The sequence below is a fragment of the Streptomyces sp. NPDC052101 genome (assembly GCF_040680235.1).
Taxonomy (GTDB): domain Bacteria; phylum Actinomycetota; class Actinomycetes; order Streptomycetales; family Streptomycetaceae; genus Streptomyces.
Genome location: NZ_JBFAWH010000008.1, coordinates 186,186 through 200,942 on the forward strand (window position 1 = coordinate 186,186; position 14,757 = coordinate 200,942).

Annotated in this window: 16 protein-coding genes; 11 read left to right on the top strand and 5 right to left on the bottom strand. The window is 72.6% G+C overall.

Translation table 11 applies throughout. From position 1 onward, the window contains the following. Window positions 1-73 precede the first annotated feature (73 nt). From AB0L75_RS17140 to AB0L75_RS17150, 3 genes are all read left to right on the top strand, one after another. A complete protein-coding gene (locus AB0L75_RS17140; protein ID WP_365181535.1) occupies window positions 74-943 on the top strand; it encodes a hypothetical protein in 870 nt (289 codons plus the stop codon). A gap of 97 nt (window positions 944-1,040) precedes the next feature. Continuing rightward, a complete protein-coding gene (locus tag AB0L75_RS17145; RefSeq protein ID WP_365181537.1) occupies window positions 1,041-1,628 on the top strand; it encodes a pyridoxamine 5'-phosphate oxidase family protein in 588 nt (195 codons plus the stop codon). A gap of 3 nt (window positions 1,629-1,631) precedes the next feature. Further along, a complete protein-coding gene (locus AB0L75_RS17150; RefSeq protein WP_365181539.1) occupies window positions 1,632-2,336 on the top strand; it encodes a L,D-transpeptidase family protein in 705 nt (234 codons plus the stop codon). A gap of 53 nt (window positions 2,337-2,389) precedes the next feature. Here the strand turns inward: AB0L75_RS17150 and AB0L75_RS17155 are convergent, their stop codons facing one another. Both AB0L75_RS17155 and AB0L75_RS17160 read right to left on the bottom strand, forming a co-directional pair. After that, window positions 2,390-3,850: a HAMP domain-containing sensor histidine kinase gene (locus tag AB0L75_RS17155; RefSeq protein WP_365181541.1), complete on the bottom strand. Its 1,461-nt coding sequence runs from the start codon at window positions 3,848-3,850 to the stop codon at window positions 2,390-2,392. Beyond that, window positions 3,847-4,587 carry a response regulator transcription factor gene (locus AB0L75_RS17160; RefSeq protein ID WP_365181543.1) on the bottom strand — a complete coding sequence of 247 codons (741 nt, stop codon included), beginning with the start codon at window positions 4,585-4,587 and terminating at the stop codon, window positions 3,847-3,849. The genes AB0L75_RS17155 and AB0L75_RS17160 overlap by 4 nt, the downstream gene beginning before the upstream one ends. Window positions 4,588-4,797: 210 nt before the next feature. Between AB0L75_RS17160 and AB0L75_RS17165 the strand changes: the two genes are divergently transcribed. From AB0L75_RS17165 to AB0L75_RS17200, 8 genes are all read left to right on the top strand, one after another. Beyond that, on the top strand, window positions 4,798-6,150 hold the full coding sequence (locus AB0L75_RS17165; protein ID WP_365181545.1) for a ferric reductase-like transmembrane domain-containing protein: 1,353 nt from the start codon (window positions 4,798-4,800) through the stop codon (window positions 6,148-6,150). A gap of 10 nt (window positions 6,151-6,160) precedes the next feature. Then, window positions 6,161-6,631, top strand: coding sequence for an FMN-binding protein (locus AB0L75_RS17170; RefSeq protein WP_365181547.1), 471 nt, complete (start codon window positions 6,161-6,163; stop codon window positions 6,629-6,631). Window positions 6,632-6,690: 59 nt separating this feature from the next. Continuing rightward, on the top strand, window positions 6,691-8,073 hold the full coding sequence (locus AB0L75_RS17175; protein ID WP_365181549.1) for a ferredoxin reductase family protein: 1,383 nt from the start codon (window positions 6,691-6,693) through the stop codon (window positions 8,071-8,073). A gap of 17 nt (window positions 8,074-8,090) precedes the next feature. Beyond that, complete coding sequence (locus tag AB0L75_RS17180) at window positions 8,091-8,876, top strand: FMN-binding protein (RefSeq protein WP_365181551.1); 786 nt, start codon at window positions 8,091-8,093, stop codon at window positions 8,874-8,876. Between the two features lie 55 nt (window positions 8,877-8,931). After that, window positions 8,932-9,672: an FAD:protein FMN transferase gene (locus tag AB0L75_RS17185; RefSeq protein ID WP_365181553.1), complete on the top strand. Its 741-nt coding sequence runs from the start codon at window positions 8,932-8,934 to the stop codon at window positions 9,670-9,672. Between the two features lie 107 nt (window positions 9,673-9,779). Then, a complete protein-coding gene (locus tag AB0L75_RS17190) occupies window positions 9,780-9,950 on the top strand; it encodes a hypothetical protein (RefSeq protein ID WP_365181555.1) in 171 nt (56 codons plus the stop codon). Window positions 9,951-10,025: 75 nt separating this feature from the next. Next, the gene (locus tag AB0L75_RS17195) at window positions 10,026-11,840 is read left to right on the top strand and encodes an ABC transporter ATP-binding protein (RefSeq protein ID WP_365181557.1); all 1,815 of its coding nucleotides are present in this window, start codon (window positions 10,026-10,028) and stop codon (window positions 11,838-11,840) included. After that, on the top strand, window positions 11,837-12,709 hold the full coding sequence (locus tag AB0L75_RS17200) for a serine/threonine-protein kinase (protein ID WP_365181559.1): 873 nt from the start codon (window positions 11,837-11,839) through the stop codon (window positions 12,707-12,709). The genes AB0L75_RS17195 and AB0L75_RS17200 overlap by 4 nt, the downstream gene beginning before the upstream one ends. Before the next feature lie 42 nt (window positions 12,710-12,751). Here AB0L75_RS17200 and AB0L75_RS17205 read toward each other — a convergent pair whose 3' ends face one another. From AB0L75_RS17205 to AB0L75_RS17215, 3 genes are all read right to left on the bottom strand, one after another. Continuing rightward, entirely contained in the window at window positions 12,752-13,519 is a 768-nt protein-coding gene (locus tag AB0L75_RS17205; RefSeq protein ID WP_365181561.1) for a zf-HC2 domain-containing protein, read from the bottom strand. Further along, on the bottom strand, window positions 13,509-14,096 hold the full coding sequence (locus tag AB0L75_RS17210; protein ID WP_365181563.1) for a sigma-70 family RNA polymerase sigma factor: 588 nt from the start codon (window positions 14,094-14,096) through the stop codon (window positions 13,509-13,511). The genes AB0L75_RS17205 and AB0L75_RS17210 overlap by 11 nt, the downstream gene beginning before the upstream one ends. A gap of 110 nt (window positions 14,097-14,206) precedes the next feature. Next, complete coding sequence (locus AB0L75_RS17215) at window positions 14,207-14,752, bottom strand: arginine repressor (RefSeq protein WP_365181565.1); 546 nt, start codon at window positions 14,750-14,752, stop codon at window positions 14,207-14,209. Window positions 14,753-14,757: the final 5 nt, after the last annotated feature.

The window sequence follows — 14,757 nt, forward strand, 5'->3', positions numbered from 1 at the left end:
CTTTCCCGTACTTCTCCCCGAACGCAGGCGCCGCGTTGCTCAGACGTCGATCCGACCCAAGTGAGGCATCCGTATGTCCAGGGCTCTCCCGAAGTACAACAAGCGCCGTGTGGCGGTCGTCGGCGGCGCTGCCGCCGTGGTGCTGTCCGGAGCGGTGATCGCCGGCTCGGCCCTCGCCGGAACCCCCGCCGGGAGCGGCGGTGCCGCGCAGGCCCGCACGCTGGCGAGCCCCGGCACGATCTCCTGCCCGGACGTGGCCTCCAGGCTCCCCGCCGTCCCGGCCTCCGCCAAGGCCGAGGTCGACCGCAACCTCACCCTCCTGCAGACCCAGATCCAGGAAGCCAACAAACGCTTGCAGAACACCGTCGGCCAAGGCGGACCCAACTTCGTCAACAACGCCATCCTCGGACCCCTCATGGACAAGCGGATCTCCACCATCGACCGCATCGCCATCGCCATCGGCCGCACCTCCACCAAGCCACAAGGCCTGGACGCCCTGGCCGCCTGCGCCCTGAACGCGGGCGGGAGCGCGGCGGGCGGTGCCGCCACACCGAGCGCGGCCGCGACCGGGCGGTCGGGCGCAGGCGGTGCGACGGCCGGCGGGAGCACCGGCAGGAAGACCGGAGGGAACGCCGGCGGCAACACCGGGGCGGGCACGATCTCCTGCCCGGACGTGGCCTCCAGGCTCCCCGCCGTCCCGGCCTCCGCCAAGGCCGAGGTCGACCGCAACCTCACCCTCCTGCAGACCCAGATCCAGGAAGCCGACAAACGCTTGCAGAACACCGTCGGCCAAGGCGGACCCAACTTCGTCAACAACGCCATCCTCGGACCCCTCAAGGACAAGCGGATCTCCACCATCGACCGCATCGCCATCGCCATCGGCCGCACCTCCACCAGGCCACAAGGCCTGGACGCCCTGGCCGCCTGCACGCTCACCAAGTGAGATAGCCGGCAACCGTGGCCGCCCCGACGGGTGCCGACCGGGGCGGCCACGGCAATTCGTTAGACAAGCGAAGGAGTTTCGTCGATAATCGTTAGACATGGGAAAGACTTATGAACGCATCGACGGCAGGCTCCGGACGTTCATCGAGGAGCAGCCCCTCTTCTTCACCGCGACCGCGCCGCTGTCCGGCGACGGCACGGTCAACCTCTCCCCCAAGGGCCTCACGGGCTCCTTCGCCGTACTCGACGAACGGACCGTGGCCTACCTCGACTTCGCCGGGTCCAACGCCGAGACCATCGCCCACCTCAGGGAGAACGGGCGGATCACCCTGATGTGGTGCGCCTTCCAGGGCCCGCCGAACATCGTGCGCGTGCACGGCCGGGGCGAGCCCGTCTTCCGGGACGACCCGCGCTTCGAGGAGCTGCTCGTCCACTTCCCGGAGATCGACCCGAGCCTGCACGGACTGCGAGCGATCATCGTCGTGCACGCGGAACTGGTCCGGGACAGCTGCGGGTACGCCGTCCCCTACATGGCGTACGAAGACGACCGTGAGCTGCACGGCAAGCGTTTCGCGCGGGAGGACGACGCCTCGCTGAGCGCGTACTTCGAGAAGAAGGAGCACATCGCGACGAGCCTGGACGGACTACCCGGGCTGCCGTTGCCGCTCCCGCCGTCTACCGTCTGAGCCATGCGCCCCGGTGTCGTGCTCACCCTCGTGTCCGCGTCCTCGCTCGCCCTGCTCGGGCTCACACCGGGCCGTGCGTGCGCGCCGCCGCCCGCGTACCTGGCGGACACCGGCGGCGGCACCCAGCTGATCCTCGCTCAGGCGCCGCGCACCGACTCGACGTCGGGGACCCTCACCTGGTGGGACCTGCGGCACGGACAGTGGGTGCGGGCCGGTTCCGCCCCGGCGCGGTTCGGGGCGAACGGTCTGGTGGAGGGGGTGAAGCGGAAGCAGGGGACGAACACGACACCGACCGGGCTGTACGGCCTTCCCTTCGGCTTCGGGATCAAGGCGGCGCCGGACGGGACGAGCGTCAAGTACCGTCCGGTGAAGGGGAGTTCATGGTGGTGCGAGGACAATGAGGCACGGTCGTACAACCGCTGGGCCGAACCGCTGCCGGGCGACTGCCGGGCGTCCGAGTCGGAGCATCTGATCTCCTACACGGCTCAGTACGCCTACGCGCTTGTCATCGGGTTCAACTACGACCGGCCGGTCCGGGGGCGCGGCGCCGGGATCTTTCTGCATGTCAACGGGCGCGGGGCCACGGCCGGGTGTGTGTCGGTGCCGGAGCGTGCGATGCGGCGGATTCTTCAGTGGGCCGAGCCGGGGAAGCGGCCGCACATGGCCATCGGGACGGTTGACGGACCTACGGCTCTTGCCCGGTACTGAAGTACTGCGCGCCCACGCGGCGGAGCCGCACATCGACACGGCCTCGCGCCCCTTCAGGTAGGCAGCCGGACCGTGAACGTCGTGGAGCCCGGTCTGCTCTCCAGCCCCACGCTCCCCCCGTGTGCCTCCGCCACCGCCGCCACGATCGACAGGCCCAGGCCCGCTCCGCCGCCGGAGGCGTCCGGGCGGCGGCGGTGGTCGGCCCGCGTGAAGCGTTCGAAGACGCCCGGCTGGACGTCCTCCGGGACGCCCGGGCCGTCGTCGTGGACCGAGAGGATCGCCGCGCCGGGCTCCGGCTCCAGGGTCACCGTCACCTTGGTGCCGACGGGCGTGTGCAAACGCGCGTTGGCCAACAGGTTGGCCAACACCTGTTGGAGGCGGTGGGCGTCGCCCGGCACCGTCACCGGGTCCTCGGGCAGGTCCAGGGTCCAGCGGTGGTCGGGGCCGGTGGCCCGGGCGTCGGTGACCGCGTCCAGCACCAGATGGGTCAGGTCGACCGGGTGCCGCTCCAAGGGGCGGCCGGCGTCGAGGCGGGCCAGCAGGAGGAGGTCGTCCACCATCTCGCCCATGCGGACGGACTCGGCCTTGATGCGCTCCAGAGCCCGGGTGACCTCCGGCGGCACCGGGCCGGGGTGGAGCAGGGCCAGTTCGGCGTGGCCGCGGACCGAGGCGACCGGGGTGCGCAGTTCGTGGCTGGCGTCGGCGGCGAAGCGGCGCAGCCGCTCCTCGCTGGCGTGGCGCTTGGTCAGGGCGTCCTCGACATGCCGCAGCATGCGGTTGAACGCCGCCGCCACCCGGCCGACCTCGCTGCGCGGATCGCTGTCCGGGGCACGCGGCGGCAGAGCCACCTCGCCGCTGGCCAGGGGCAGCTCGCTGACCCGGGTGGCGGTGGCGGCGACTCTGCTCAGCGGGCGCAGCGACCAGCGGACCCACACCGCCCCGGCCACGCCGGCGACGGTCAGGGCCAGCCCGAAGACGATCACGGCGACCAGTTCGAGGCGCGTCACGGCGGACCGCACCGGCTCCGTCGGCAGCCCCGTGACCAGCACGTCGCCGTCCCTGCCGCGCCACGCCATCAGGCGGTAGTCCCGCACGTGCGACAGGCACACGCTGTGGCCCGCGCCGTCCGCCGGAAGCCCGGCCAGGGCCGCGCGGTCCGCGGCGGTCAGGGTGACGGCGGGATCCTGCCGGTCGCTGGCGGGCACCACGGCCGCGCTGGTGACCTGGCCGTTCAGCAGGCGGGCGCCGAACGTCCCGGCGGCCTGGCGGCGGGTGTCGCCGTGCTCGTCGCCATCGTGGTCCGACGGTTTGTAGGTGCCGTGCTCCAAGCTCTGCGGGAAGGCCGGGCCGGCCTGCTGGAGCTGCTGGTCGAGCCGACGGGTGAGAAAGCCGTTCAGCTCGACGACGGCCGCCACGCCGACCGCGGCACAGCTGATCGCGAGCAGCACGACCAGACCGGCGATGAGCCGGGCGCGCAGCGTGCGGGGGCGGGGCAGCCGCCCAAGGAGCGTCACCTGCTCACCGGTTTCAGCACATAGCCCGACCCGCGCACCGTGTGGATCATGGGCTCGCGGCCCGCGTCGATCTTCTTGCGCAGGTAGGAGATGTACAGCTCCACGACATGGGCGCGGCCACCGAAGTCGTAGGACCACACCCGGTCGAGGATCTGCGCCTTGCTGAGGACGCGGCGCGGGTTGCGCATGAGGAAGCGGAGCAGCTCGAACTCGGTGGGTGAGAGTTCGATCAGCTCACCGGCCCGGGTGACCTCGCGGGCCTCCTCGTCCATCGCCAGGTCGCCCACGGTCAGCCGCGGCCCCTCCTCCAGCTGCCGGGCCATGCCCGCCCGGCGCAGCAGACCGCGCAGCCGGGCCACGACCTCCTCCAGGCTGAAGGGCTTGGTGACATAGTCGTCGCCGCCCGCCGTGATGCCCGCGATCCGGTCCTCGACGGCGTCCCGGGCCGTGAGGAAGAGCACACAGACGTCCGGCTTCACCTCGTGCAGCCGGCGCAGTACGGCGAAGCCGTCGGTGTCCGGGAGCATCACGTCCAGGACGACGGCGTCGGGCAGCAGCTCGCGCGCGCCGGCCACGGCCGCGGCGCCGTCGCCGGCCGCGCGCACCTCCCAGCCCTCGTAGCGCAGGGCGCCGGTGAGCACCTCCGCGAGGTCGGGGTCGTCGTCCACGACGAGGACGCGCAGCGGGGTGCCGTCGGGTCGGGTGAGGGCCGGGCGGCCGGAGCGGGTGGTGTTCATCGCGCCTACCAGCATCACCCCTGCGGACGGGTGGGACGTGCCGCCTGCGCTCTGAGTTTTCTGTGAGTGCGCTCACCGGCCTGCTGAACGCCGGATGAGGACCGCCTCTGAGTCCGCTCTCAAAGCGCCTGGTCAGCGGGTCGTTCAGAGGTGGCTGAGAACTTCGGCCCGCACAGTGGCCTGGCACGACGGACGAAGGGACGGCGACTGATGACGACCGTGGACGCACGGCGGGCGGCCCCGCCCGTGCCCGTGACCGCACGGCGCTCCCCTGCGGGGCCGGTGCTGGCCGTGCTGTGGGCCGGGGCGGCGGCCGTGCTCGCGCTGTGGTGGGCGGACACCGGGTCCGTGGTCGGTACGGCCGGCCGGCTGACCGGCGCCGGGCGGATCGCCGGGCTGCTGTGCGGGTACGCCTGCGCGGTGCTCGTCGGCCTGATGGCGCGGGTGCCGCTGCTGGAGCGGCGGATCGGTTCGGACCGGGTGGCGCGCTGGCACGCGATGGCCGGCCGGTACACGGTGTGCCTGCTCATCGCGCACATCGTGCTGATCCTCGCCGGGTACGCCGCCCAGGACCAGGCCTCGCTCCGGCACGAGGCGGTGACCGTCGTGCTGGACTACCCGGACATGCTCAAGGCCACCGCCGGCACACTGATCCTCTTCGCGGTCGGCATCACCTCGGCCCGGGCCGTGCGCCGCCGCACGAGCCACGAGTTCTGGTACTACGTCCACCTGCTGACGTACGCGGCCGTCTTCCTGGCCTTCTTCCACCAGCTGACGCTCGGGAACGAGTTCAACGGCAAGCCGGTCGCGACCGCCCTCTGGTATGCGCTGTACCTGGGCGTCGCGGCCCTGGTGCTGTGGTTCCGGATCCTCGCCCCGGTCCGGCTCAACCGGCGCCACCGGCTGCGCGTGGAGTCGGTGCACCGGGAGGCGCCGGGGGTGTACTCGGTCGTCGTGCGCGGGCGGTACCTGGACGAACTCGGGGCGCGTCCGGGGCAGTTCTTCCGCTGGCGGTTCCTCGGCGAGGGCATGGGCTGGACGTCCACGCCGTACTCCCTGTCGGCGCCGGCACGCCCGGACGCCCTGCGGATCACGGTCAAGGCGCTCGGCGACCACAGCGCGGCCGTGGCGCTGCTCAGGCCCGGTACCCGGGTGTGGGCGGAGGGCCCGTACGGCGCGCTGACCGCCGACCGGGCCACCGCGCACCGCACCCTGCTCATCGCGGCCGGTGTCGGCGTCACCCCGCTGCGGGCGCTGTTCGAGACGCTGCCCGGGGAGGTGACCCTCCTGTACCGAGCGCGGCGTTCCGAGGACCTGGCGCTCGGCCAGGAGCTGGAGGCGATCGCCCGGTGGCGCGGCGCGCAGGTGCTGTACGCGCTGAACGGACCGGGCGGGGAGCGCCCGGACATCTCGGCGCGGGCGCTGCGCGCGACCTTCCCCGGGCTGCCCGGCCACGACGTCTACATCTGCGGGCCGCACGGCTTCGCGCGGGACGTGTACGAGGCGCTGCGGTCGGCCGGGGTGCCGGACCGCCGGATCCACCACGAGTCGTTCGAGCTGTGAGGCCCCTGAAGTGCACGCGTTGAAGAAGAACCGCCCGCTGCGCCGGATCGTGCTGGCGAGCGCCGCCACCGTCTCCGGGATGGTGCTGCTGCTGTCGCTGAAGCCGCACACGACTCCCGCACTGGCCACCGCCGACACCAAGTCACCTTCCGCGTCGAGCAGTTCGGCTCCGTCCAGCGGCTCCACGGCGGGTACGAAGACCGTCAGCAGGACCGTCACCGGGGACACCGTGCAGACCCGCTGGGGCCCGGTCCAGGTGCGGGTGACGGTCAGGAGCGGCAAGCTCACGGACGTCACGGCCGTGCGGTATCCGCAGGACAACCCGCGCGACCAGGAGATCAACAGCTATGCGCTGCCCCAGCTGCGGCGCGAGGCGCTGGCGGCGCAGAGCGCGCGGATAGACATGGTGTCGGGCGCCACGTACACCAGCACCGGCTACCGGCAGTCCCTCCAGTCCGCGCTGGACTCGGCGGGGCTCTGAACACTCAGCGCATGCGGCACGTATCTCTGGGCCAAGGGCCGAGTCCCGACGGAGGAACCGTGACCACCACGCTCGCAGGCGGACGTGCCGCCCGCCGACAGACGATGCGCCGCATCCGCCCGCGCCGCAGCCCGGCCGTACCGCTGCTGCTCGCCGTCTGGGCGGGCGCGGCGGCCGTGCTGTGGCTCTGGTGGCACAACACACCATCCATCGCCGACAACACCGGCAGGATCCTCAACGCGGGCCGGATCACGGGCCTGCTGGCCGGCTATCTGATGGCGCTGGTCGTGCTGCAGATGGCGCGGGTGCCGGCGCTGGAGCGGCGGGTCGGCTCGGACCGGGTGGCCCGCTGGCACGCGATGAGCGGCCGGTACACGCTCTGCCTGATCGTGGCGCATGTCTTCCTCACCATGTGGGGGTACGCGCTGCAGGCGGGCAAGTCGCTCGGCGACATCGTGCAGCAGACCATCGACTCCGTCGACCAGCTGCCCGATGTGGGCAAGGCGGCGATCGGCACGGGTCTGTTCGTGCTGATCGGGCTGACGTCGATCGGCGGGATCCGCCGCCGGATGCCGTACGACACCTGGTACCACGTGCATCTGATGACGTACGCGGCGGTGTTCCTGACGTTCTGGCACCAGATCACCACCGGCAACGACTTCGCGGTCGAGCCGGCCGCCAAGACCTTCTGGTACGGCCTGTACGGCGTGGTCACCGCGCTGGTGATCTGGTACCGGATCCTCACCCCGATCCGGCTGAACCTCAAGCACCGGATGCGGGTGGAGGCGGTGATCGAGGAGACGCCGGGCATCGTGTCGGTGCTGATCGGCGGGCGGCGGCTGCACCGGATGGGCGCGGAGGCGGGCCAGTTCTTCCGCTGGCGGTTCCTCGCGCCCGGGATGCGGTTCAGCTCGCATCCGTACTCGCTGTCGGCGGCGCCCCGCCCGGACATGCTGCGGATCACGGTGAAGGCGATCGGCGACCACAGCGCCCGGCTGCGGGAGCTGACGCCCGGCACCCGGGTGTGGGCGGAGGGCCCGTACGGGGCGATGACCGCGCAGCGCCGCAGCCGGGGCAAGGTGCTGCTGGTCGCGGGCGGGGTAGGCATCACGCCGATGCGGGCGCTGTTCGAGACGCTGCCCGGCGCGGCCGGTGACATCACGCTGCTGTACCGGGCCAACAGCACCCAGGACCTGGCGCTGTGGGACGAGCTGGCGAAGATCGCCGACGAGCGGGGCGCCCGGCTGATGTACGCGGTGAACAGCCCGGAGGGCGAGCGGCCGGACATCTCCGCCGAGAACCTCCAGCGGAAGATCCCGGACATCGACCGGCACGACGTCTTCATGTGCGGCCCGGCCGGGTTCGCCCAGTCGGTGTACGAGGCACTGCGCGGCGCGGGAGTGCCCGCCCGCCGTATCCATCACGAGTCGTTCGAGATGTGAGCGGGAGCAACGAAGAGATGCGGAAGAGCCATCCCATTCGACGGGTCGTGCTGGCCACGGCCGCGACCGTGTCCGGTGTCGTGCTGCTGCTGTCGCTGAAGCCGGCGTCCGATCCGGCCGCGGCGTCGGCGGCGGGCGCCGCGCCGCAGGCGACGGCGGCGCAGCAGTCACCGCAGGGCGGCGCGCAGGCGGCCGGTGCGGCGGGCGGCACGGTGACCGGTGACGCGACGCAGACGCAGTACGGGACCGTGCAGGTACGGCTGACCGTGGCGGGCGGCAGGATCACCAAGTCGGAGGCGGTCCAGGCGCCCAAGGGCGGACTCAGCGACCAGAAGACGGCGCTGGCCGTCCCCAAGCTCAACCAGGAGGCCGTGGCCGCGCAGAGCGCGCGGATCGACGCGGTGTCCGGGGCGACGTACACGAGCACCGGCTACAAGAAGTCGCTGCAGTCGGCCCTGGACAAGGTCAAGGCGTCGGCCGGCTCCTCCGGCGGGTCCTCCCGCGGCTCCTCGTCGCCGGGTGCGGCGCAGGCCCGTACGGTGACCGGGAAGGTCGCGCAGACCCAGTACGGTCCGGTCCAGGTGCGGATCACGGTCGCCGGCGGCAGGATCACCAAGTCGGAGGCGGTCCAGGCGCCCAAGGGCGGACTCAGCGACCAGAAGACGGCACTGGCCGTCCCCAAGCTCAACCAGGAGGCGGTCGCGGCCGGCAGCGCGGGCATCGACGCCGTCTCCGGTGCCACCTACACCAGCACCGGCTACAAGCAGTCCCTCCAGTCGGCGCTGGACCAGGCCGGTGGCTGACGCGGTGACGGAGTCGGCGAAAGCTCCCGCCGCGGTACGTCATGCGGAGGAGGTCATGGGGACCGTCTTCTCCTTCGACGTCCGCGGCGGGGAACCCCGTGCGGTACGAGAGGCCCTGGCCGAGGCGGTCGCCGCACTGCACGAGGCGGACGCGGTGTTCAGCACCTACCGCGAGGACAGCGAGGTCGCGCGGCTGGCGCGGGGCGAGCTGACCGTGTCCGGGTGTTCGCCCGAGGTGGCCGAGGTGCTGGATCTCGCGGCGGAGGCGGAACGGGTCAGCGAGGGCTGGTTCAGCAGCCGCTATCGGGGCTCGCTGGATCCCACCGGCATCGTCAAGGGCTGGGCCGCCGAGCGGGCGGCGCGGCGGCTGGCGGAGGTGGCCGGGGTGCGTGGGGTGAGCGTCAACGGGGGCGGGGACGTCCAGTTGCTCGGCTCGCCGGAGCCGCAGCGGCCGTGGCGGGTGGGGGTGGCCGATCCGCTGCGGCCGGGCGGGCTGGCGGCGGTGATCTCGGCGGCTGGGGTGGCCGAACTGTCGGTGGCGACCTCGGGCACGGCCGAGCGGGGTGCGCACATCGTGGATCCGCGGACGGGGAAGTCGGCGGTGACGGATCTGGTCGCCGTGACGGTGGTGGGGCCACGGCTGACGTGGGTGGACTGCTGGGCCACGGCGGCGTTCGCGATGGGGTCGCGGGCCGGGCTGGCGTGGCTGGAGTCACTGCCGGACGTGGAGGGCCTGCTGATCACGGCGGGCGACGAGGTGCGGTGCACCGGGGGGTTGGCGGCGAGGCTGGGCTGACGGCGACCTGTGCGCCCGTCCTTCTCGGGCGACTTTTTTCGCAGGACAGCCATCCGTTTCCCGCCCCGGGACGTATCCCGTGTACAGCGAGTCCAGGGAGGAACCCCATGGCCATCTTCAGCAGTCTCCTGCCCGCCATGCGCCGTGACCATGAGAGGGACACCTCGCGTCACGACCACGGCCACCGGCACGACCACCACAGTCACCGCCACGACCACCGTCACGGCCACAGCCACCGCCACGACCACGGCGACCGCCACGACCACGACGACCACTGAGATCGCACACCAGGCCGAGCGGACCGGTGACCGCAGGACCCGGTCCGCCCCGCCGCTCCCCGAGGAACGCGTCCCATGGTCTTCGTCCTGCGGCGTCTGCTGTCGGTGGGCGACGCCTCCGACGGTGTCGTCGCGGCCGCGCCCGCCGTCTCGCCACGTGAGGTGTTCCGGCGGTTCTGGCCGTACACGCGCGGCGGCCGCCGCTGGCTCATCCCTGTTCTCCTCCTCAGCCTGACCGGACCGGCGGTCGACGCCACGGAGATCTGGCTCCTCAAGATCGTCGTGGATGGTGTGCTCGTCCCCCGCGACCTGCGGCCGCTGCTGTGGATCGCACCGACCTATCTGGGCCTCATCGTCTGCTCCGGGGTGCTGGGCTTCGCCGACGAGGTGACGTCCACCTGGGTCGGCGAGCGCTTCCTGCTCTCGCTGCGCTCCGACGTCTTCCGGCACGTCCAGGGGCTGTCACTCGGCTTCTTCGAACGCAGGCGGCTCGGGGACGTGCTGTCCCGGATCACCGGGGACGTCGACGCGGTCGAGACGTTTCTGCTCTCGGGCGTGGCGGATGTCCTCTACTACGTCGTCCAACTGGGCGTCTTCCTCGGCCTGTTGCTCTTCCTGCGCTGGGACCTGACCCTGCTCGCCCTCGTCATCGTGCCACCGTTCTGGGCCGCCGCACGGCACTTCGCGCGACTGACCAAGGAGGCTTCGCGGGAGCGCAGGCGGCGCAGCGGCTCGCTCACCGCGATCGCCGAGGAGGCGCTCGGGAACGTCGCCCTGGTGCAGGCGTACAACCGGCAGGGGTGGGAGGAGGCCCGGTTCGAGCGGGAGAACGTAGGCAGGTTCCGGGCGGCGATGACCTCGGTGCGGATCCGGGCCGTCTACCGGCCCGTCGTCGAGATCATCGAGGTGACCGGCGGGCTCGCGGTCCTGGGCCTCGGCACCTGGAAGCTGGCCCAGGGGCAGCTCACGCTGGGCGGGCTGCTGGTCTTCCTGGCGCTGATCGGCAAGCTCTACGGCCCGGTCCACGGCCTGTCCGGGCTGGGCACCACCTTCTACGCGGCCGCCGCCTCGGCCGAGCGCATCATCGAGTTGCTGGACCAGCGCCCGCAGGTCGTCGAGGTCCCGGGCGCCCGGCGCAGCGGCCGCATACGGGGCGAGGTGGAGTTCGACGGCGTCTGGTTCCGCTATCCGGGCGCCTCCTCCTGGGCGCTGTCGGACGTGTCCTTCCACGTCGACCCGGGCGAGACGCTGGCGCTGGTCGGTGCCAGCGGGGCCGGCAAGTCCACGGTCGCCAAGCTCCAGCTGCGCTTCTACGACCCCGGCCGGGGAGCGGTCCGGCTCGACGGCACCGATCTGCGGCGGCTACGGCTGGCCGACGTACGGGAGAGCGTCGCGGTGGTGCTGCAGGAGACACTCGTCTTCCGCGGCACCGTGCGGGAGAACATCGCCTACGGCCGGCCGGGGGCGAGCGAGGCGGACATCGTCGCGGCGGCGCGGGCCGCGGACGCCGATGAGTTCATCGAGCGGCTCCCGGAGGGCTACGACACCCTGGTCGGCCAGCGCGGCCGCACCCTGTCCGGCGGGCAGTGCCAGCGCCTGGCGATCGCCCGCGCGATGATCAGGGACGCGCCCGTGCTCCTGCTGGACGAGCCGACCACCGGGCTCGATGTGCGCTCGGGCCGGCGGATCATGGATCCGCTGCGCCGGCTCATGGCCGGGCGGACGACCGTCGTCATCTCCCACCATCTGCTGACCGTCCGCGACGCCACCCGGATCGTGGTGCTCGACCACGGCCGGGTCGTGGAACACGGCGCCCACGACGACCTGGTGCGCGGTCAGGGGGCGTACGCCCGGCTGCACCGGCTGAGCGCGGGCACGGTGCTGTCATGACCGGTCCCGTGCCGGGGAGCAGCGGTCCCGAGCCCCTCGCGCCGGGCACGCGGCCGGCGCCCGGGTACGCGATCCTCGGGCATCTGGCCCGCACCGGCTGGCTCGACGTGTACGACGCGTGGAGCGAGGAGCGGGCCTGCCGGTGTGTGATCAAGGTGGTGCGATCGGATCTGCGGGGCGACACGGGGCTCGGCGCGCGGCTGCTGCGGGAGGGCCGGTGGCTGCGGGAGTTCAGCCATCCGCACCTGGTCCGCGGGTACGAGACCGTGGAGTCGCCCGAGCCGCTCGTCGTCCTGGAGACGCTGACCGGGGAGACGCTGTCCCACCTCGTGCAGCGGCTGCGGCGCCGGCCGGCCGCCGCCGATGTGGCGCTGCTCGGCGTGCAGTTGTGTTCCGCGGCGCACTATCTGCACGGCCGCGGTCTGCTGCACCTGGACCTGAAGCCGTCCAACGTGGTGGTGGAGCGCGGTCATGCCAAGGTGCTGGATCTGAGCTTGGCGCGGCCGCCCGGACCGGCGCCCGCCGGGGTGGGCACATGCTGCTACCTCGCTCCGGAACAGGCCCGTGGCGGTCCGCTCACGGCCGCCGCCGACGTGTGGGGCATCGGCATCACGCTGTACGAGGTCGCATGCGGTGACCTCCCGTTCGAATGCGGGGAGACCACGGACCGGACAGGCGACGGCAGCAGCGGCACCGGCGACCACTGTCCGCAGACCGAGGAGACGGCCCCGCCCATCGCATCCCGCAGGCGGCTGCCACCCGCACTCGCCGCCGCCGTCGACACCTGCCTGCACCCCGACCCGGCTTCACGCCCCACGGTCACCGCACTGGCCGCGGCCCTGCAGGCGACCCTGCCACCGCACCCCTGAGAAGCCCTGCCGCGGCGCCCGCAGGGCCGGTCCGGTCGCGGATCACTCTCTCGGCTCGACGACGTGGCCCTTCTGCAGATGGGCGGTGGCGAGGACGGTGCCGTCGGGTGTGGTCAGCCGGGCACCGGAGAGGGTGGAGAGGTCGCCGGGGGCGGCAACGCCCCACTCGCCGTGTCCGCCGGTCAGGGGGAAGTCGCCGACGCGCACGGTCGTGCCGTCGGCGTGCTCCAGGAGGCAGGTGACCTTGCCGGTGTACGAGGCATGGGAGCCCGAGAGATCGACGGACACGAAGATCCAGCCGGGGGTTCCGGGGTGGGCGTAGACCTCGCCGACGGTAGCGCCGCCGTTCGCGGTCGAGGTCATGTCCCCGATCAGCATGGGCTCGGACCCCGCGGCGGGCGCGGACGCGGCGAGGATCTCCTCGACGGCGGTGCCGATCCCCCAGCCGGCGAACCCGACGGCGACGGTGAGCGCGGTGGCGACGGCCGCGAGCCGCAGCCGGGCCCGCCGGGCACGTCCGCGCAGGCGCTGGGAGGCGCGGCCGGCCGCGCCAGCGGGAGCCTCCGCCGCCTCCGCCTGCTGGGCCAGACTGCGGGCCACGCGGGTCTCGAACCCGAGCGGTGGCTCGCGGTCCGGCAGCAGGCCGATCAGCCGGTCGCCGACCAGGGTGAGCTGACGGACGTACTCCCGGCAGTCCGCGCACCGGTCCAGATGGGCGACCGCCTCGGCGCGCTCCCGGCCGGGCAGCACGCCCAGCGCCAGCTCGGCGCCGATCTCCCGCAGCTTGTCGCAGTTCGCTTCACCGGACATGGTCGCCTCGCTTCGGAGACGCGAGTGTGGTGCGCAGTTTCGCCATGGCGGCCCTGATCCGGGTCTTGGCGGTGCCCAGCGGAATCCGCTCCGCGTCGGCGATCTGCTGGGCCGTCATCCCGTAGATACCCGCCATGACCAGGGCCCGGGCCTGTTCCCGGGGCAGCCGGGCCACGGCGGCCCGCAGCTGGGAGGAGGCCTCGTCGGCCAGGGCCCACTGCTCGGGGGTCTCGGTGACGACGCCGATGACGGCGTCGAGGTCCTCGGGTGCCATCGGCTCGGTCCGCCGTGCGCGGACGGCGTCGACGGCGAGATTGTGCGCGATGGTGGTCAGCCAGGTGGTGACCGAGCCGCGGCGCGAGTCGTAGATCTGGGCATGGCGCCATGCCCGCTCGAACGTCAACTGGGCGACGTCCTCGGCGAGTTGCTCGTCTCCGGTGACGGCCATGGCGACCCCGAAGACCCGGTGCTGGAACCTGCGCACGAAGACGGCGGCGAGTTCCGGATCGCCGGTGGCCAGCCCGGACAGCAGAGCCTCGTCCGGGAGGCGGCCCACGGGGAACCGGAAACCCGACACACCCCTGTATACGGTCGACGGCCGCCAGGGGATTGCCCGCCCGCCTGCCCGCCCGCCGCGGAAGATCACATTCCTATTCTCCGCCGGCGGGTGGGGCACCGCATGCGGGCTCAGTGCCCGTTCTGCGCCAGCCTCAGCAGGTGGTCCGCCAGTGCCTGGCCGCCGGTCGGGTTCCGGCTGATCAGCATCAGGGTGTCGTCACCGGCGATGGTGCCCAGGATGTCGTGCAGTTCGGCCTGGTCGATGGCCGAGGCCAGGAACTGGGCCGCCCCCGGCGGGGTGCGCAGGACCACGAGGTTGGCGGAGGCCTCGGCGGAGATCAGCAGCTCCTGGGAGAGGCGCCGCATGCGCTCCTCCTTGGCGGACTCCCCGAGCGGGGCGCGGGGGGTGCGGAAGCCGCCCTCGCTCGGCACCGCGTAGATCAGCTCGCCGTCGGTGTTGCGGATCTTCACCGCGTTCAGTTCGTCGAGGTCCCGGGAGAGCGTCGCCTGGGTGACGCTCAGCCCGTCGTCGGCGAGCAGCTTCGCCAGCTGGCTCTGTGACCGCACTGCCTGCCGGTTGAGGATGTCCACGATCCGGCGGTGCCGCGCGGTACGGGTCTGCGGCACGGCGGGTCCGGCACCCGCCGCCTGCTCGTGGTCCTGCTGCTCGCTCATCGTCG